The 17269-nt window shown below is 67.2% G+C and carries 17 protein-coding genes; 6 read left to right on the top strand and 11 right to left on the bottom strand.

Annotated features, from left to right (window positions below; genetic code table 11):
- Positions 1 to 20 precede the first annotated feature (20 nt).
- Positions 21 to 701 (top strand): EI24 domain-containing protein, encoded by a 681-nt coding sequence (locus tag EWH10_RS19105; protein WP_044661193.1) that lies wholly within the window; start codon positions 21 to 23, stop codon positions 699 to 701.
- Positions 698 to 1072 carry a hypothetical protein gene (locus EWH10_RS19100; protein ID WP_025548253.1) on the top strand — a complete coding sequence of 125 codons (375 nt, stop codon included), beginning with the start codon at positions 698 to 700 and terminating at the stop codon, positions 1070 to 1072. The genes EWH10_RS19105 and EWH10_RS19100 overlap by 4 nt, the downstream gene beginning before the upstream one ends.
- Positions 1073 to 1145: 73 nt before the next feature.
- Here EWH10_RS19100 and queG read toward each other — a convergent pair whose 3' ends face one another.
- Positions 1146 to 2168 (bottom strand): tRNA epoxyqueuosine(34) reductase QueG, encoded by a 1023-nt coding sequence (queG, locus tag EWH10_RS19095; RefSeq protein WP_083198962.1) that lies wholly within the window; start codon positions 2166 to 2168, stop codon positions 1146 to 1148.
- Positions 2169 to 2211: 43 nt separating this feature from the next.
- Between queG and EWH10_RS19090 the strand changes: the two genes are divergently transcribed.
- From EWH10_RS19090 to msrB, 3 genes are read left to right on the top strand one after another with little or no spacing between them, the layout of a single operon-like run.
- On the top strand, positions 2212 to 3168 hold the full coding sequence (locus EWH10_RS19090) for an ABC transporter ATP-binding protein (protein ID WP_044661195.1): 957 nt from the start codon (positions 2212 to 2214) through the stop codon (positions 3166 to 3168).
- Positions 3165 to 4355: an ABC transporter permease gene (locus tag EWH10_RS19085; RefSeq protein WP_044661196.1), complete on the top strand. Its 1191-nt coding sequence runs from the start codon at positions 3165 to 3167 to the stop codon at positions 4353 to 4355. Before EWH10_RS19090 ends, EWH10_RS19085 begins: the two co-directional genes overlap by 4 nt.
- Positions 4356 to 4374: 19 nt before the next feature.
- Positions 4375 to 4848 carry a peptide-methionine (R)-S-oxide reductase MsrB gene (gene msrB, locus EWH10_RS19080; protein ID WP_044662976.1) on the top strand — a complete coding sequence of 158 codons (474 nt, stop codon included), beginning with the start codon at positions 4375 to 4377 and terminating at the stop codon, positions 4846 to 4848.
- On the opposite strand, the gene EWH10_RS19075 is transcribed toward msrB, so the two are convergent.
- The 10 genes from EWH10_RS19075 to ssb form a co-directional block, all read right to left on the bottom strand.
- The gene (locus EWH10_RS19075; RefSeq protein ID WP_044661197.1) at positions 4806 to 6656 is read right to left on the bottom strand and encodes a hypothetical protein; all 1851 of its coding nucleotides are present in this window, start codon (positions 6654 to 6656) and stop codon (positions 4806 to 4808) included. The two genes, msrB and EWH10_RS19075, sit on opposite strands and share 43 nt — an antisense overlap.
- Positions 6634 to 7053 (bottom strand): GtrA family protein, encoded by a 420-nt coding sequence (locus EWH10_RS19070; protein ID WP_044661198.1) that lies wholly within the window; start codon positions 7051 to 7053, stop codon positions 6634 to 6636. The genes EWH10_RS19075 and EWH10_RS19070 overlap by 23 nt, the downstream gene beginning before the upstream one ends.
- Before the next feature lie 5 nt (positions 7054 to 7058).
- Positions 7059 to 8585 carry an NAD(P)/FAD-dependent oxidoreductase gene (locus tag EWH10_RS19065; protein ID WP_044661199.1) on the bottom strand — a complete coding sequence of 509 codons (1527 nt, stop codon included), beginning with the start codon at positions 8583 to 8585 and terminating at the stop codon, positions 7059 to 7061.
- A 142-nt stretch (positions 8586 to 8727) separates the two neighbouring features.
- On the bottom strand, positions 8728 to 9069 hold the full coding sequence (locus EWH10_RS19060; RefSeq protein ID WP_044661200.1) for a UrcA family protein: 342 nt from the start codon (positions 9067 to 9069) through the stop codon (positions 8728 to 8730).
- Between the two features lie 182 nt (positions 9070 to 9251).
- On the bottom strand, positions 9252 to 10841 hold the full coding sequence (gene purH, locus EWH10_RS19055; protein WP_044661201.1) for a bifunctional phosphoribosylaminoimidazolecarboxamide formyltransferase/IMP cyclohydrolase: 1590 nt from the start codon (positions 10839 to 10841) through the stop codon (positions 9252 to 9254).
- Positions 10842 to 10992: 151 nt separating this feature from the next.
- Positions 10993 to 12759 (bottom strand): heparinase II/III family protein, encoded by a 1767-nt coding sequence (locus EWH10_RS19050; RefSeq protein WP_025548266.1) that lies wholly within the window; start codon positions 12757 to 12759, stop codon positions 10993 to 10995.
- Positions 12756 to 13418, bottom strand: a complete 663-nt coding sequence (rpe, locus tag EWH10_RS19045; RefSeq protein ID WP_044661202.1) for a ribulose-phosphate 3-epimerase — start codon at positions 13416 to 13418, stop codon at positions 12756 to 12758. The genes EWH10_RS19050 and rpe overlap by 4 nt, the downstream gene beginning before the upstream one ends.
- 104 nt (positions 13419 to 13522) lie before the next feature.
- Entirely contained in the window at positions 13523 to 14008 is a 486-nt protein-coding gene (locus tag EWH10_RS19040) for a hypothetical protein (RefSeq protein ID WP_044661203.1), read from the bottom strand.
- Between the two features lie 44 nt (positions 14009 to 14052).
- Positions 14053 to 15342: an RsmB/NOP family class I SAM-dependent RNA methyltransferase gene (locus EWH10_RS19035; RefSeq protein ID WP_044661204.1), complete on the bottom strand. Its 1290-nt coding sequence runs from the start codon at positions 15340 to 15342 to the stop codon at positions 14053 to 14055.
- A 223-nt stretch (positions 15343 to 15565) separates the two neighbouring features.
- Entirely contained in the window at positions 15566 to 16135 is a 570-nt protein-coding gene (gene ssb, locus EWH10_RS19030; RefSeq protein ID WP_044661205.1) for a single-stranded DNA-binding protein, read from the bottom strand.
- Positions 16136 to 16550: 415 nt separating this feature from the next.
- Here ssb and EWH10_RS19025 point away from each other — a divergent pair, with 415 nt between their 5' ends.
- Entirely contained in the window at positions 16551 to 17243 is a 693-nt protein-coding gene (locus EWH10_RS19025; RefSeq protein ID WP_044661206.1) for an energy transducer TonB, read from the top strand.
- The last annotated feature ends 26 nt before the right edge of the window (positions 17244 to 17269 follow it).

The following is a 17269-nucleotide window of genomic DNA, read 5'->3' as shown; positions in this document are numbered from 1 at the left end:
AGGGCGGGAATAGCGGTGTCATGGTCCTTGCCGCCGTCCTTCGCGCATTCCCTTCCATCTTCCACGGTGCCGCCCTCCGGCTGCTGTTCAGGACGCTGCTCCTGACCCTGCTCGCCTTCGCGGTCCTCGCCGCCGCCTTGTGGACCGGCATCCACGCCGCCCGCCTGCATTATGGCTGGATGCCGGGCGCGGGCTGGGGCGGGGTGGCGGAGGCGACCGCGACCGCCATCGGCGTGATCGCCGCCGGCTGGCTGCTGTTCCGCGCCACCGCCATGGCGATCATGAGCCTCTTTGCCGACGACATCGTCATTGCCGTAGAACGGGACAGCTACCCCGCGGCGGCCGCCCGCGCCCGGCCGGTCGGCTGGGGCCGCAGCCTTCGTTTCGCGCTGCGCTCCATCCTGCGGACCGTCGGCTGGAACCTGCTTGCCCTGACGGCCTATCTGCTGCTGCTGGCGACCGGCATCGGCACGCTGGGCCTGTTCCTGATCCTGAACGCCGCCCTGCTTGGCCGGGACATGGCCGACATGGTCGAGCCCCGCCATCCCGACCTGCCGCCGATCCCGCGCGGCAGCCGGTGGCTCATGGGCCTCGCTTCGGCGCTGATCTTCCTCGTGCCGCTGCTCAACCTGCTTGCACCGATCTGGAGCGCGGCTATGGCGGTCCACATGCTGCACGGTGCCCGAAGGAACATGCCATGACCCGTCCTCATCCGGCGCTCGTCCTGGCTTCGCTCTTGACCCTCGCGGCTTGCGGAGGTGTCGTGCCGCCGCCCGCGACCCAGATCGCCCGTCCGCCCGCCGGTCCCCCGGCCAGCGCCTTCACCCGCCCCGGTCCGCTGATCGGATCGGACGCGAAGCAGCTCATGCACCTGTTCGGCCAACCCCGGCTCGACATTCGCGAAAGCACCATGCGCAAGCTGCAATTCGCCAATGGCCGCTGCGTGCTGGACGCCTATCTCTACCTGCCGCCGCAGGGGAAGGAGCCGCTCGTCACCCATGTCGATGCGCGTACGCCCACGGGCACGGACGTCGACCCCGCAAGTTGTTCTGCCGCCTTGCAGGCGAAATGATCTTTTCGATGGGAGAGGGAGGCGCTCCCGCGGAAGGCGGGAGCCCCGTTCATGCGCTTGAACAGGACAAGCGCTAGGCCAGCCGTTCCAGCGCCCAGCGAGCCGCCTCCGCCACCACCGGATCGTCGTCCGCCACCAGCGCCCGCAACCGGCCCGCCAACCGCCTGTCGCCACTGTTCCCCGCCGCGATGGCGGCATTGCGCACCATCCGGTTCCGTCCGATCCGCTTGATGGGGGAGCCTGAGAAAATCTCGCGAAAGCCCGCATCGTCCAGCGCCAGCAGGTCGCCCAGTTCCGGGGCCGCCAGCTCCGCCCGCCCGATAAAGGCGCGGTTCGCCGCCGCCGCGTCCGCGAACTTGTTCCACGGACAGACGGCCAGACAATCGTCGCAGCCATAGATGCGATTGCCGATCCCGGCTCGAAACTCCTCCGGTATCGGCCCTTTATGCTCGATGGTCAGGTAGGAAATGCACCGGCGCGCGTCGACCATATAGGGCGCGGGAAAGGCGTCGGTGGGGCAGGCCGCCTGACAGGCGGTGCAACTGCCGCAATGGTCCTTCTCCGGCGCATCGGGCGCCAGCGCGATCTCGCTGTAGATCGCCCCCAGGAACAGCCAGCTTCCATGCGCAAGGCTGACGAGATTGCTGTGCTTCCCCTGCCAGCCCAGACCCGCAGCCTCCGCCAGCGGCTTTTCCATCACCGGGGCGGTATCGACAAAGACCTTGAGCGCGCCGGGATGCTGCTCAACCAGCCAGCGGGCGAGGGCCTTCAACCCCTTCTTGACCACGTCATGATAGTCGCGTCCCTGCGCATAGACCGAAATCCGCCCCCGGTCCGGCACATCCGCCAGCGCCAGCGGATCGCGCCCCGGCGCATAGCTCATCCCCAGCATGACGACGCTGCGCACGTCCGGCCAGAGCCCTTGCGGCGATCCGCGCTGCCCGGCGCGCTCCTCCATCCACAGCATCTCGCCATGATGGCCGGCGTCCAGCCATTGTCGCAGCCTTTCGGCCGAACGCGGCGCCGCATTGGCGGGCGCTATGGCGCAGGCGGCGAAGCCCAGCCGCAACGCTTCGGCCTTAAGCCGCTGTTCCAAGGTTTCGTTTTGCGTTGGCATGCGATGCGACTATCAGAGGCCGATGATCGGGGCTCCTCAACCGACCTATGCCGTCGAAGGGCGTGGTCTTGTCAAGACATTCGGTGATTTCCGGGCGGTGGACGGCATCGACATCGCGGTGCCCGCCGGGTCGATCTACGGCATTCTGGGCCCCAATGGCGCGGGCAAGACGACGATGCTGCGCACGCTGCTCGGCATCATCGATCCCGATGAGGGGCATCGCAGCCTGCTGGGCGATCCCGCGCCGCTGCGCCAGGCGCGCAATGTCGGCTATCTGCCGGAGGAACGCGGCCTCTATCCTTCGATGAAGGCGTTCGAAGCCATCGCCTTCATGGGCGCGCTGCGTGGCCTGCCGCTCAGGATCGGGCGGGAACGCGCCCGCGCCATGCTGGCGGACTATGGCATGGGCGCCTCCGCCGAAAAGCCGATCCGCCAATTGTCGAAGGGCATGGCCCAGACCGTGCAGCTTTTCGGCACCATCGTTCACGAACCGCGCCTGATCGTGCTGGACGAACCCTTTTCCGGCCTCGACGCCTTCAACCAGGGCAAGCTGGAGGCGCTGATCCGGGATCAGGCCCGGCGCGGCGTCACGGTGCTGTTCTCCACCCATGTCATCGCCCATGCCGAACGGCTGTGCGAGCGGGTCGCCATCGTCGCGGGCGGCCGCGTCCGCTTCGAGGGCACGGTGGACGACGCCCGCAACCGGCTGCGCCCGCAGGTGCGCCTGCGCACCCGCGCCAGCGATGGCGGCTGGCGCCGCGCCCTGCCCGCCGAAACCATGGCGCAGGATGGAACCTGGCATTTCGCCCTGCCGCAGGAGGGCATAGAACCGCTGCTGCGCGCCCTGCTCGACGGCAACGCCGGGATAGAAAGCCTGTCGATCGAACGCCCCGGCCTGCACGACGCCTTCGTCGCCATTGCGGGCGAGGCGGCCGCCCGGCAGATGGAGGACGACCAGCAGAGGGAGGAAGCGGCATGACCGAATTGATGCGCGCCGCCTTCGTCATCGCCCGGCGGGATTTCACCGCCGTGGTGCTGTCGCGCACCTTCATCTTCTTCCTGCTGGGCCCGCTGTTCCCGATCGTCATCGGCATGGCGTTCGGCGGGCTGGGCGACAAGATTTCGACGACCGACCTGCGCCCGGTCGTCGGCGTCGCCATGTCCCCCGCCGATGCGGCGCGGATGGAGCGCGCCCATGCCCGGCTGGCGGAGCGCATGGGGCCGCAGGCGCTGCCGGCGCTGCGCCGCGTGCCGCTGTCTCCCGCGCCCCGCGTTCAGTTGGCCGGGGCGAATGCGGACGTCATGGTGATCGTGTCGGGATCGCCCGCCCGGCCGGTGATGACCGGCCAGCCGCAGGACATCCGGCGGCTGGAAGGGGACATCAGCCTGCTCGCCAGCGCCGCCGTGGCCGAAAAGTCGCTGCACATGGTCCAGGTGGAGGCGCAACAGGTCGCCACCAGCGTCGGCGCGCAGACCCAGGGCAGGCTGGTGATCGGCCGGATCGCGCAGATCGTCGTCTTCTTCCTCACCATCCTGCTCGCGGGCATGATCCTGTCCAATCTGGTCGAGGAAAAGACCAACAAGATCATAGAGATCCTCGCCGCCGCCGTGCCGGTCGATGCGATCTTCCTGGGCAAGCTGATGGCGATGCTGGCGATGAGCTTCGTCGGCATCCTCTTCTGGGGCGGGACCGCCTTCTGCGTGTTCCTGGCGCTGAAGACCCCTGGCGTCAGCCTGCCGGAGCCCGCCATCGGCTGGCCCCTCTTCCTGATGCTGGCCGTCATCTATTTCGCCATGGCCTATACGCTGCTCGGTTCCCTCTTCCTGGGCATCGGCGCGCAGGCGGCGACCGTGCGGGAGGTGCAGACGCTCAACATGCCCGTGACCATGGGGCAGATGCTGATCTTCTTCTTCGCCACCTATGCCGTCGACAAGATGGGATCGCCGCCGGAGGTCGCGGCGGTGATCCTGCCCTTCTCCTCCCCCTTCGCCATGATCGCCCGCGCGGCGCAGGTGGACACGCTCTGGCCCCATCTCCTGGCCATAGCCTGGCAGATGCTCTGGGTCGGCCTCATCATCCGCATCGGCGTGCTGCTGTTCCGCCGCCATGTGCTGAAATCGGGCGGCGGCTGGTGGAAGCAGCTGTTCAGAAGCGCGACAGGCTGACCCTGCTATGGCGGGGCCCATGAACCGGCGGCGCTTTCTGGGCATGGGCGGCTGTGCCGCAACGACGATCGTCCTCTGGCAGGCTGGGCTGGGCAGGGCCGCCGCCTATCCCTTCACGCTCAGCGATGCCGAATGGCGCAAGCGCCTGAGCCCGCCCGCCTATCAGGTGCTGCGCAAGCGATCGACCGAATATCCCTTCACCAGTCCCCTCAACAAGGAACATCGCACCGGTATCTTCGCGTGCGCCGGTTGCGGGCAACGGCTTTTCAGCTCGAAGACCAAGTTCGACAGCGGCACGGGCTGGCCCAGCTTCTGGGCGCCGCTGCCCCGCGCCGTCGGCACTTCGCGCGATTTCGAACTGGGCTATCCGCGAACGGAGGTGCATTGCGCCCGCTGCGGCGGCCATCTGGGCCATGTGTTCGATGACGGGCCGAAGCCCACCGGCAAGCGCTATTGCATGAACGGCGTTGCGCTGGCCTTCGTCGCCGGCTGAGCGATCACCTTGTAGATGCGGAGCGGCCCCTTGGTGGGAACCGGCTGCAGCCAGCGCAGCGGCCGGTTGCGCTTCAACGCCGCGGCCAGGCCCTTCGGGAAGTCGGCGCGATAATGTTTGATCTCGTTCATCTCGTTGCAGATCAGCAGATAATCCGCGCCCCTGCCGCCATTCAGGCGCATGATGGTCGCAAAGGCCTTTTCGGGCGCTTCCGTGAAACCGTCGATGACCGCGGTGATGCCGGCGGCATTGCGGTGATGGGCCGTGCCGATCACGCTGTGCCCGGTTCGCACGAGGATGTCGGGCCCCAGATCGAGCGGCGCGAACAGGGTCGAGCGGGGCAGCGCCCGCAAGGGAGCCAGCAGCGCCGCCGTCCGGCAATTGACGGTTTCGGGCTGCTCCTTTTCCGCCGCGCCGCTCGTGATCAATATCCAGGCGCCGCACAGGCCCGCCGGGGTGAGCAATATGGCGACGCTCGCCGTCACCAGGATGCGCGCCACGGCCCTACTCCAGCTCTGGATATGCTGAAAGATCGCCAGCAGCAGCCAGGCCGTGCCGGGCAGCGCCAGGACATGCGCCACCGACATGGCGCGCAGGACGAGGATCGCGACCGCCAGCGCTCCGGTCAGCAGCAGGGCAATGACGATCCAGCGGTCCCGCGCCTCCCTTTCCGTGGCGCGCCAAGCCGCGACGATCGTGCTGACCAGCCCCATGGCCGCCGGCAGCAGGATGATCCCCGCCATCAGAAGACCCTGTTCCCAGACCGGGCGGCCCTCCTTCACCTGGAGATACCATAAGCGATAGGCCACCGGACCGAGCGCCTTGAAGGGATCGCCGGAAAGGCAGGTTCCGCCGCTCAGCAGGAACACGCCGGCCGCCGTGACTCCTGCCGCCGCCGTCGCCATGAAGCGTCGCCGGACGCTGGTCGTGCCGATCAGGCGCAGGGCAAGCGGCATCGCCAGCGCAAAAGCCACGAGCGGCCAGATATAGGCTGCCGAAAGGCTGTCGCAATATCGGGCCAGCGCCGCACCGGGGCCGCGCAGCAGCAGCAGCAGGAGGAGCGCGCCGCCGCCCAGCGTGGCGGCATAGGCGGCGATCCGCGCCGCCTCCCGCCGGTCGAACCAGGTCCGCAGGGCGAAGGCGCCGGCGAACAGCGCGGCATAGGGCAGCGCCTCGCTGGAAATCTGAAGCCACACCGCCAGCGCGAGGCCGGCCGTGATGCCGCCCCTCAGGCGACGGGCATCCAGTGCGCCGCACAGGGCCATGGCCGCCATCCAGATCTGCCAGCCGTGATGGTCGATCCGGAACGGGGTGAACTGGACCAGGATGGTCGGCGTGGTCAGCAGCAGCGCAACCGCCAGCATCGGGACGAAGACGCCGCCGGCAGCGCGCCGCGCCGCCAGGAAGACCGTGCCCGTCAGCCCGCCCAGCAGCAGCAGCGGCACCAGCGCACAGGCGGCGATTTCGGCCCTTGTAGGCCCAAGCAGCGGTTGCAGCATCAGGATCAGCGCGGCGATCGGCATGTCGACGATGCGCGACCAGTGCATCGGTCCGCCCGCCGGCGGGTTTACCCGGTGCTGGCTGACGTCCCAGAAATCCTGGCCATGCAGCCAGTCGCGGACCTGTTGCAGCCGCATGGCGTCATCGGGATCGCGGAATTCGAGTGTGGTCAGCCCGTTGCGGAACAGCCAGAGCATGACCGCGCAGCACAGGGCCCAGAGCAGCAGGACCGCCACGCCGATCTGCCAACCGGCGATAGAGGCTGTCTTGGGAAGGGGGCCGCTGTCAGGCGCGGGCGAAGATGCCATATTTCCGGATCGCATAGACGGACAGGAAGCTCACCGGCACGGCCGCCAGCTTGGCCATGGCGGGCGGAAGCCCCAGGCTGCTCAGCCCGCCCACCAGCCCCATGGTGATCGCCATGCCGATCAGGGCGCTGAGGATGAAGGCGATCCGCTGTCCATGCGTCGCTGGCTGCTGCATGTCGAACACGAATTGCGTGCTGATCATCCAGTGCAGGACCAGTCCGCCCGAATAGCCGGCGAACGCAGCAATGGCAGGCGGCACGCCCAGCCGGTGGAACAGCATGAACAGAGCGAAATCGGCCGACAGCGCGCAGATGCTGGCCAGAAGATAGCGCGTGAAGGTGAAACGGCCGAAGACGGCGTTGAAAGGCCCGGCCATGCTCCGCACCCAATGGGGCATGGGGTTCAGGCCGCCTTCAGACGATTGGGCACCAGCCTTTCGCTGGCGAGCGCGGCGCGCCGGCCGGCTGCGTCCTGCCCTTCCTCGCCCGCTTCGTGATATTCGGCATCCTCATTGACCGCCCAGATGTCGTAAAGCTGCTCGCCCGCCTCGATATTGCGGACCGTCAGCATCGCCGTCATCATCGCATGGTCCTGATTATTGTAGCGGTGCATGCCGTTGCGGCCGACCAGATGCAGCGTCGGATAAAGCCGCTGCAATTCGGTGCGCATCGCAAGGACATTGTCGGCATAGCCGTCATCATAGACCGGATAGGCCTTTTCCTGCCGCACCACCGCGCCGCCGACGACATCGGCGGGGTCGCACAGGCCCAGGGTCGCCATTTCCTTCTTCGCCAGTTCGATCAGATCGGCGTCGCTCGACGACCAGAGGCCATCGCCCTCGAAGCAGAAATATTCCAGGCCCACGCAGGCCAGATCGGGGTCCGGCACCATTTCGGGGGACCAGCTCCGAAAATTCTGGATGCGGCCGACCTGCACCTTCGGATCGTGGATGTAGATCCAGTTGTCGGGGAAGATGTCCTCGCCCTTCACCATCAGCGCCACGGTCAGGAAATCGCGATATTTAAGGTCCATCGCCTGGGCCAGCGTCGCGGGCAGCGGACGGATGCGGCCGGCCAGCTCGCGCATCGGGGCGGAACTGATGACATGGCCGGCGGTGATGGCGACTTCGCCGTCCGGGCCGCGCGCCACCATGCGCCAGCCGCCGCTCGCCTGATCCTGCGACAATTGCTCCAGGCTGTGCGCCATCAGCACGCGGTTGCCCCGCGCGACCACGAAGTCGCGGGCCGCTTCCCACATCATGCCGGGGCCAAGCCGCGGATAGCGGAAGCTTTCCAGCAGCGTCTTGGTCGCCATGCCGTCATTGGGCTTTTTGTTGAGGCCCAGGGATCGCCTGAGGCCGTCGGTCACTGCGCCCCAGAGCGACAGGCCCTTGATGCGCTGCGCCGCCCAGTCCGCCGACATCTCGTCGCAGGGCATGCCCCACACCTTCTCCGTATAGGTCTTGAAGAAGATCGAGAACAGCTTGTGGCCGAAGGCGTTGACCGTCCAGTCCTGGAAGGAACGGACATCGCGATTGGGGAACAGCTTCGCCTTGGCGAAGCTCGCCATGCAGAGCGCCGATCGCCACAGCCCCAGATTGCCGAGCGCTTCGAAGGCGCGCAGCGGATAGCTGTAGAATTTGCCTTCATAATAGATGCGGCTCATCCGCGGGCGCTGGATGAAGTCGTCGGGCAGTATCTCGTTCCAGAGGTCGACGACCTCCTTCGACTTGGAAAAGAACCGGTGGCCGCCAATGTCGAAACGGAAGCCGTTCAGTTCCACCGTTCGGCTGATGCCGCCGACATAGACCGGGTCTTTTTCGATGATGCTGACCGAATAGCCCTTCTTGGTCAGCAGATAGGCGGCCGTCAACCCAGCCGGCCCCGCGCCAATGATGGCGACATCCACATGGTGGTCGTTCTGCGGCATCAAAGGCCCCCCGGTGAAATCTTCGCCGGTTTAGGTGAAGGAAATCTTCTAAGGAGTAGTTAATAGCCGGTAACAATGCAAGATAAGGCAAGGCCGGCGGCCATGGTGAGCCGCCGGCCTCCACTCTTTTCAAAAGGGCGGATCAGCCCTGGCGCTGTGCCTGGATCAGCGTGTTGAGGTCCGTGCGGGCACCGTCGAGCGCCTCGCCGAAACAGGCGCGATAGTCCGGCGTGGCGGGCAGGATCGATCCGTTCATCCAGCCGCAGACCTTCTTCGCCGCCTTGGTGATGCGGGAGTCGGCCACGCGGACGCCATGGGTGCTGGCAAGGTTCAGGTCAGCCATCGACACGGCGATGCTGCGGGTTTCCGTCCCGGTGCGGCCGTCGACCACCACGTCCATATCGTTGATGCCGGCAAAGGCATTTGCTGCGGGCAAGGCAAGGGTCATCGCGGCGGTCAGCGCCACCAACGTCTTTCTGGTCATCCTGTATCTCCTGTCGAACTCTTATCGGATCTGCCCAACGCCTGACGTGGGAGTAGGGTCCTCTTCTAAATAGGCTTCGCGAAGGCATATGAAAAGGGGCCACTTGGCAGAAAGTGGCTGAAAACCGCTATTTTTGCGGATGCGAAAGGATCGGCGCCCTTTCGCATCCGCATCAATCGCCCTTAGTGGCGGAAGTGGCGCATGCCGGTGAAGACCATCGCCAGACCCGCTTCGTCAGCGGCGGCGATCACTTCCTCGTCGCGGATGGAGCCGCCGGGCTGGATCACCGCCGTCGCGCCCGCCTCGACCGCCGCCAGCAGGCCGTCGGCAAAGGGGAAGAAGGCGTCCGACGCAACCGCCGAACCGATGGTCCGGGCCTCCGCCCAGCCGGCCTTTTCCGCGGCATCCTTCGCCTTCCACGCGGCGATGCGCGCGGATTCCAGCCGGTTCATCTGTCCCGCGCCGATGCCGGCGGTGCTGTTGCCCTTGGCATAGACGATGGCGTTCGACTTCACATGCTTGGCGACGGTCCAGGCGAACAGGCAGTCGTTCAGCTCCTGCTCGGTAGGCGCGCGCTTCGTCACCACCTTCAGCTGATCGCGGCTGACGCGGCCATTGTCGCGGCCCTGCACCAGCAGACCGCCGGCAATGCTCTTGATCTGGAGGCCGGCACGGGCCGGATCGGGCAGGTCGCCGGTCAGCAGCAGGCGGAGGTTCTTCTTCCTGGCGAAGATCGCCTTCGCGTCCTCGTCCGCATCGGGGGCGGCGACGACTTCGGTGAAGATGCCGCTGATCGCCTCGGCGGTCGGGCCGTCAAGCGGGCGGTTGACGGCGATGATGCCGCCGAAGGCCGACACGCTGTCGCAGGCAAGCGCGGCTTCATAGGCTTCGATCAGCGTGGCGCCGGTGGCGACGCCGCAGGGATTGGCATGCTTGACGATCACCACGGTCGGCGGGCCGTCGCGGAACTCGCTGACCAGCTCCAGCGCGGCGTCGGCGTCGTTGTAATTATTGTAGCTGAGTTCCTTGCCCTGGATCTGCTTCGCCTGGGCGATACCGTTGGCCGACGGGCCGACGGGCAGGTAGAGGGCAGCCGACTGATGCGGATTTTCGCCATAGCGCAGGGTCGAACCCAGCGTGCTGGAGACCGAGAGGCTTTCGGGGAACTGCACGCCCTGATCGGCAAAGGCGAACCAGCTTGCGATCATCGCGTCGTAAGCGGTGGTGGCGGCATAGGCCTTGGCCGCCAGCATGCGGCGGAAGTCGTAGCTGGTCGCGCCGCCCTTCTCCTCCATTTCCGCGATCAGCCTGGCATAGTCGGCGGGGTCGGTGACGATGGCCACGCTCTCATGATTCTTCGCGGCGGAACGGACCATGGAGGGGCCGCCAATGTCGATATTCTCGATGATCTCCTCGCGCTCCGCGCCCTTGGCGACGGTGGCGGCGAAGGGATAGAGGTTGACGACCACCAGGTCGATCGCGCCGATGTCGTGCGCCTGCATGGAGGCGACATGATCGGGATTGTTCCGCACGGCGAGCAGGCCGCCATGGACCTTCGGATGCAGCGTCTTGACGCGGCCGTCCATCATTTCCGGGAAGCCGGTGAGGTCAGAGATGTCCTTGACCTCCAGACCCGCCTCGCGCAGCGCCTTGGCCGTGCCGCCGGTCGACACCAGCTCGACCCCATGCCTGCCCAGCGCCTGACCCAGTTCGATGAGGCCGGACTTGTCCGAAACGGAAAGAAGGGCGCGCTTGATGATGACGTCTGACATGGAGGTGCTTCCTGCTGCTGTTCGGGTGCCGCTCAGGCTTGCCGCAGGCCTCTAGAGCGATTCCGAGTGAAAGGGAACATTCGCCGTCCCGGAAATCGCGGCAATCGCCATGGGGCAAGCCGGCCACCCCATTGCACGGACCGCGAGGCGCTCAGCTCACCTTTTTCAGCAACCACCCCACGGTCGAGCCGCCCGGAAGGGCCTCGCTGGTGACAGCCAGCTGCTTTGTGCCATGGGGACGGCCTTGGGCATCCACCCACAGGCTTTCCTCGATCGCCAGCTTCCCCGCATTGGCGCGGAACTGCCATGTCGCGCCGGTGTCGATGCGCAGCAGGGCGCCCATGCCGTCGGCGGTGGGCGTGGGCTCGACGCCGGGGGCGAGGTGGAATCGAAGCTGGACCGGCAGCTTCACCGGCTTGCGCCGCCGCACCGCGGGCGTCAGCATGTCCTCGCCACGGATTTCCTTGCCGTCCGCGCTCATCAGCAGCAGGCGGCGGTGGACATAGCCCATGCGCCGCACATAGCCGTCATGGCTGAGGTCGAGGCGGCTGCCGCTTTCCGTCTCCTGCCGGTTGATCTCCACCTCGGTCACGCCCTTGCCCAGCGTGCCGTCGGGCAGCAAGGCGGTGGAATTGCTGTCGTCCAGCACCAATGTGCTGTGCGCCGCGGTGGTGCGCAGCCCCTGCGCCAGATCGCGCGGCATCCACGCGCCCTCCAGCGCGGCGCCGCCGCAGTTGACGATCAGCCGTTGCTGCCCGTCGCTGATCTCGACCGCGCCGGTGGAGGCGCAGCCCGCATCGGCCAGTTGGGCGACAGGGGGCGGGGCGGCATCGACCTGCACCACGGTGCCCCCGGCGGCGAGCCGCTGATAGCCCCAGCCATTGGCCTGCCGCAGCGGACGGGCGCGCACGCGGCTGGCGCGGATGACGGCGTCGATCGTGGCGGGATCGATGGCGCCCGCGCCCTGCCAGTTGCCAAGCCCGCCATCGCCATGGGTGAGGCCGAGCAGGGCCGGCACGGCCTTGGCCAGTGCCTCCTTCAGCAAGGCAGGCGTCTGTTCTCGTCGCACTTCATAGACGGCGGCGACCATGGTCAGCAGCATGATCGCTTCCAGCTGGTCCAGCGGCGAGCGCGAGATGATGCCGCCGTCGCCATGGAGGCCGCTGTCGAGCGCGCGCTTGAGGCCGGCTTCTCCGAACAGCTTGCGCGCCGCGCCGCCCGGCAGCAGCATCGACGCCGCGACGATCCCGCCCCAGGCGACCAGGCGCGGCAGGCCGACCGGCGCCTTGTCCGCGCTGCGGTCCAGATGACGGGCGGTGCGGGCGATGCAGTTCAGCACCAGAGAGCGATAGACGAGGTCGCTCGACGAAAGGATCAGCGGCGCATGGGCCGACCAGAAGAGCAGGCGCCAGCCCGCATTGTCGGCGCGCCATGCGGGTTCGCTGGGCGTGTCGGCATGGGCGGCGAGCCATTTGCGCATCACGCCTTCGGCAATCGGCGCGGCCTGTTCGCGGGTGGCCACGGTGGCAAGGTCGCGCAGCCAATGGAAGCCGTGCAGATAATCGGCAAAGCCCGCCGTCACGCCCGGATTGGCGAAATCCAGCCTGTCGAGAGGCAGTTTCAGGCCCCGGAACAGGAAATAGCCGGCGCGGATCGCCTGACCCGCATGGGCATTGCCCGGGATTTCATCGTCGGGCACGGCAAGCAGCTTGAGCGGATATTTGCCCTTCAGCCGGCGGCCGTGGATCGGCGTCTTCCAGCTCAGCAGATAGAAGCGGTTGGCGATGCGCTGCGCCAGCGAAAGTCCCTTGTCATCCGCGATGCGGATGAGCCGCTTGCCCTGTTCGATCCCGTCCTCCGGGCCGGGTCCGGCCTCCTCGGGGGCGGAATGGGGGGAAGGGCGGCGGCGGTCGCTCACCCGCCGCGCAGCGTCCGGATGTTGTCGGCATAGGCGGACGGGCCGTCCCGGAAGGTCGCGGTGCCGGCCACCAGAACGTCGGCGCCCGCCCCGATCGCCTGTGGCGCGGTGGCGAAGTCGATGCCGCCGTCCACCTGCAGACGAATGTCGCGGCCGGACTTCTCGATCATCTTCCGGATCGCCTCGATCTTGCGGAGCTGGCTGGCGATGAAGCTCTGTCCGCCGAAGCCCGGATTGACGCTCATCACCAGGATCAGGTCGACATCGTCGATCAGGTAATCCAGCATCTTGGCCGGGGTGCCGGGGTTCAGCACCACGCCCGCCTGCACGCCCAGCGACTTGATGTGCTGGATGGAGCGGTGGATATGCGGCCCGGCCTCCGGATGGACGGTCAATATGTCGGCGCCCGCCTCCGCAAAGGCGTTCAGATACTGGTCCACCGGGGAAATCATCAGATGGACGTCGAACGGCTTCTTCGTGTGCGGACGCAGCGCCTTCACCACGCCGGGACCAATGGTGATGTTGGGTACGAAATGGCCGTCCATCACGTCGATATGGATCCAGTCCGCACCCGCTTCGTCGATGGCGCGGACCTCCTCGCCCAGACGGGCGAAATCGGCGGACAGGATGGAGGGTGAGATCAGGATCGGGCTGGTCATTTGACCATCGGCCTTAGCCTTGGCCGCAAGTCAGGGCAACGCCCGATTAACGCTATCCACAGGCTTTTGGCGACAGGCGTCGGCGTGCGGACTCGCCCGGCCTGTCAGGACAGGATGAACAGCGTGGGATCAAGGCCGGTCGACGACCTGGAACCCCTGGGCAGAAACTGCTTGACGCCGTGCAGCGCAACCACCTGATTTCGCTGGATGATGGGCGCGGCGATCAGGCGCATGGCGCATTCGCCGCCGTCCGCCGGGCGGATGTCGACATCCACCGTGAAGCCGCGCCTGTGGCGTATCGCATAGGCGCGCAACTGCTCCATCGCGGCACGGCTTTCGGGCGTGTAGAGCGACACGGCCAGCGGGCGGGGGACCGTCATCCCGCGTTCCAGCCCGAAAATGTCATAGACCCCGTCCGTCCAGTTCAGGCTGTCGTCGCTGAGGTCGCAATGCCACAGGCCCAGGCCGCGCTCCGCCAGCGCCCCATCGTCGCGGGCGATCCGGTCGTCCAGCATCACCGGCGCAAGATGGTCGCGCAACGCATAGAGCGGCCAGCTATGGTTCAGGGGAAGGGGCTCGGTCGGGCGCAAGGCAGGTCTTTCTGAATGCCGGATCGCACCATAGGGTTGCTTGGTTAAGGCTTAGTGGATCGTATCAGCCTTGCAACGAAAAAGCCGTCGGTTCCGCCCTGCGCGGCAAGGCTGTCCGGCAGGGTGCGGACCCATCCTTGCGCCGTCGGCACGATGCCGTCGGGCAGCTCGCCGGGCGTCGCGGGCAGCGGGCTGAAATCCGGCCGGGCGTCGATGAAGCGGGCGACCTGCTCCTCGCCCTCGGCCCGTTCGAGCGAGCAGGTGGCGTAGATCAGCGTGCCGCCCGGCTTCAGCCATGCCGCAGCGCGAGCCAGCAGTTCGGTCTGGAGTTCGGCCAGCTCCGCGATCTGGCGCGGGCCGATGCGGTGCAGCACGTCGGGATGCCGGCGATAGATGCCGGTTGCGGTGCAGGGCGCGTCGAGCAGGATGGCGTCGGCCGCCCCATCGGGTTCCCATGCGCGCAGGTCGCCCTGCACGATGGCGGCGGAAAGGCCGGTACGCGCCAGATTTTCGTCCAATCGTTCAAGGCGCTTCTTCGACTGGTCGACCGCCGTGACGCGCCACCCCGCGGCGGCGAGCTGCATCGTCTTGCCGCCGGGCGCGGCACAGAGGTCGAGGACGTGGCGTCCCTCGCCCAAGCCCAACAGGCGCGCGGGGGTGGAGGCGGCCAGATCCTGCACCCACCAGGCGCCTTCGCTGAAGCCGGGCAGGTCGGGGATCGCTGCACCTTCGGGCAGGCGGACATGCCCGGGGGCAAGGCTCCGGCCGTTGAGCGCTTCGGCCCAATGCGCGGTCCGGGCGGGATCGCGAAGGCTGATGTCGACCGGCGGACGCTGGCCATAGGCGTGCGCGGCGGCCTGCGGCATGGCGTCCCCCCATTGCGCGGCCCAGCGGCTGGCGGTCTCCGGCGGCAGGGTGGGGGGTGAGGGAAGCGCCGGATCGGCGCGGGTCAGCGTGCCGAAGACGCCATGCACCAGCTTGCGCGGACCGCCATCCACCAGCGGCAGGGCGGTGGCGATGGCGGCGTGCGGCGCGGTGCCCAGCGCCAGCACCTGGATAAGGGCGATGCGCAGGACCATGCGCGCCTTGGCGTCGTGCGGCAGCGGCTGGCGCGTGGCGCTGTCGATCAGCGCGTCGAGATCGGGCAGGTGGCGCAGCGTCTCGGCAGCGATGGCGTGAACCAGCGCCCGGTCGGCGGGAGCAAGCCCCTGCGCCGCGCCATGCAGCGCCAGCTCAAGCGGATCGCCGCGCCGAAGCACGGCGTCGAGCAGGCGAAGCGCTGCGCGGCGGGCGGGGAGGCCGGGGACGTCCTCGGGGCGGAAAGGGCGGGGCATGGGAAGCGCCTAGGGCAAAATGCCGGGGAAAGTAAGTTTTGTTGGCGGCTGGCGCATATTTGCCGGTCGCGGGGATCACGCGCGCCAGGCTCGTCCCGACGCCGGCGCAGCAACGCGGTTCACCAGGCCGGCCATCGACCTTCGCCATCCCGCCCGACCACCAAAAGAAAAACGCCCCATCCTTCCGGGCGGGGGCGCTCATCCTTCTTTCAGGAAAATGCCCTCAGAACGGCACTTCATCGTCCAGGTCATTGTCGAAATTGGGCCCGCCAGCGCCGCCGCGTCCGCCGCCGGAAGAGCGGCCGGAACCGCCGCCAAAGCCGCCGCCGCCGAAATCGTCATAATCGCCGCCGCCAAAGCCGCTCGACCCGCCGCTCCAGTCGCCGCCGCCCTGCGAGCGGCCGCCACCGCCGAAGCCGCCTCCCTGACCGCCGCCGCCCGGCGCGCCGTCCAGCATGGTCAGCACCGCGCCCGGCCCCTGCAGCACCACTTCGGTGGTATAGCGGTCATTGCCCGACTGGTCCTGCCATTTGCGGGTGCGCAGCTGGCCTTCCAGATAGACTTTCGATCCCTTGCGCAGGAAGCGTTCCGCCACGCCCGCCAGCCCCTCGGAGAAGATGGCGACGCTGTGCCATTCGGTGCGTTCCTTGCGCTCGCCCGACATGCGGTCCTTCCAGCTTTCGGAGGTCGCGATCCGCAGGTTGCACACCTTGCCGCCATTCTGAAAGCTCTTCACCTCCGGGTCCGCGCCCAGATTGCCCACCAGAATAACCTTGTTGACCGAACCCGCCATGTTTCCTCCGAAGCGTTAGCAGGCCCTTATAGCGGGCTGTCTTGGAAGGTCCACAAATCAGTGCGCGATGATGCCCAGCAGCAGGCGCCCGACAGCAAGGCGAGCCGGGACGCCGCGATCGGCACAGCCACGGGGGGTACGACCGGCGCCACAGTTTCAAGGAGAAATGAAGTCCTTGGCTTCGCCGCCTTCGGCTCGACAGGCTCAGGGCAAACGGGGGAAAGCGGTCTGTCAGCGCCCAATTCGTCTCCTCCCGCCAATGACTACAAGCTGGAGCGTTCTCGGGCAATTTGAGGCAGCACCTGGGGCTGTCACCGTTGGAAATGCCCAAAAATTAATGTTGCAACATATCATGGAAATATGTTGTAACATGACATGTCGATCCGGGAAGGATCGCATGACAGGAGGGTGCGATATGCGACTGATGACGTTGCGGACAGCAGGTGGGCAGGCTCAGGTTTCCGGCTATAGCGGCGGCAACCGATCTTCCTTCGGCATAGGCGGGGCGATCGCCGTCCATGCGCTGGTGGTCGGGGCCTATCTGCTGATGCCCAAGGAAGTGGTCGATGTCTTCCGCGATCCACCGCCGCTGCTGACCTATCCGGTGGACGATACGCCGCCGCCCCCGGAACAGCAGCAGCCGGAAAACGACTCCAAACCCCTGCCGCGAACCAAATCCCATCCGACCGTGGTGGACAAGCCCGTCGTCCCGCCGCCGCCGACGGGCTTCACGACGAAGGCGGACGATGGCATGGCCGCCGGCGATTCCGGCACGGGCACGATCATGCCGCCCATAGTCCCGCCGACGCCCGAACCGGTGCTGGCCGATGCCACCATCGATCCCCGCGCGCTGGCCGCGTTCCAGCCCGACTATCCCGGTGCGATGATCCGGCAGGGGATGGAGGGCAAGGTGGTGGTCCGCGTCACCATCGGCCCCGACGGGCGCGTCACCGACATAGAGCGGCTGTCGGCGGCGGACGAGGCCTTCTGGATCGCCACCCAGCGCCATGCCCTGCGCAAATGGCGCTTCCGCCCGGCGACTCGGGATGGCGTGCCGGTCAGTTCGACCAAGGTGCTGACCGTCCATTTCCGCCTGGCAGACGTCTGAAATCCAACAGGAAGGGGCCGGAAATC

Source organism: Sphingobium fuliginis (genome assembly GCF_004152845.1).
GTDB classification, from domain to species: Bacteria; Pseudomonadota; Alphaproteobacteria; order Sphingomonadales; family Sphingomonadaceae; genus Sphingobium; species Sphingobium fuliginis.
Note: the sequence above shows the minus strand (reverse complement) of the source record. Positions and strands in the feature narration are given on the sequence as shown.

Coding starts and splice junctions, on each gene's coding strand:
- msrB (WP_044662976.1), top strand. CDS start 4,375: ATGAACCGGCGGCGCTTTCTGGGCATGGGCGGCTGTGCCGCAACGACG.
- ssb (WP_044661205.1), bottom strand. CDS start 16,135: ATGGCGGGTTCGGTCAACAAGGTTATTCTGGTGGGCAATCTGGGCGCG.
- EWH10_RS19075 (WP_044661197.1), bottom strand. CDS start 6,656: ATGGCATCTTCGCCCGCGCCTGACAGCGGCCCCCTTCCCAAGACAGCC.
- EWH10_RS19035 (WP_044661204.1), bottom strand. CDS start 15,342: ATGCCCCGCCCTTTCCGCCCCGAGGACGTCCCCGGCCTCCCCGCCCGC.
- EWH10_RS19100 (WP_025548253.1), top strand. CDS start 698: ATGACCCGTCCTCATCCGGCGCTCGTCCTGGCTTCGCTCTTGACCCTC.
- EWH10_RS19090 (WP_044661195.1), top strand. CDS start 2,212: ATGATCGGGGCTCCTCAACCGACCTATGCCGTCGAAGGGCGTGGTCTT.
- purH (WP_044661201.1), bottom strand. CDS start 10,841: ATGTCAGACGTCATCATCAAGCGCGCCCTTCTTTCCGTTTCGGACAAG.
- EWH10_RS19060 (WP_044661200.1), bottom strand. CDS start 9,069: ATGACCAGAAAGACGTTGGTGGCGCTGACCGCCGCGATGACCCTTGCC.
- EWH10_RS19065 (WP_044661199.1), bottom strand. CDS start 8,585: ATGCCGCAGAACGACCACCATGTGGATGTCGCCATCATTGGCGCGGGG.
- EWH10_RS19070 (WP_044661198.1), bottom strand. CDS start 7,053: ATGCCCCATTGGGTGCGGAGCATGGCCGGGCCTTTCAACGCCGTCTTC.
- EWH10_RS19105 (WP_044661193.1), top strand. CDS start 21: ATGGTCCTTGCCGCCGTCCTTCGCGCATTCCCTTCCATCTTCCACGGT.
- EWH10_RS19025 (WP_044661206.1), top strand. CDS start 16,551: ATGCGACTGATGACGTTGCGGACAGCAGGTGGGCAGGCTCAGGTTTCC.
- EWH10_RS19085 (WP_044661196.1), top strand. CDS start 3,165: ATGACCGAATTGATGCGCGCCGCCTTCGTCATCGCCCGGCGGGATTTC.
- rpe (WP_044661202.1), bottom strand. CDS start 13,418: ATGACCAGCCCGATCCTGATCTCACCCTCCATCCTGTCCGCCGATTTC.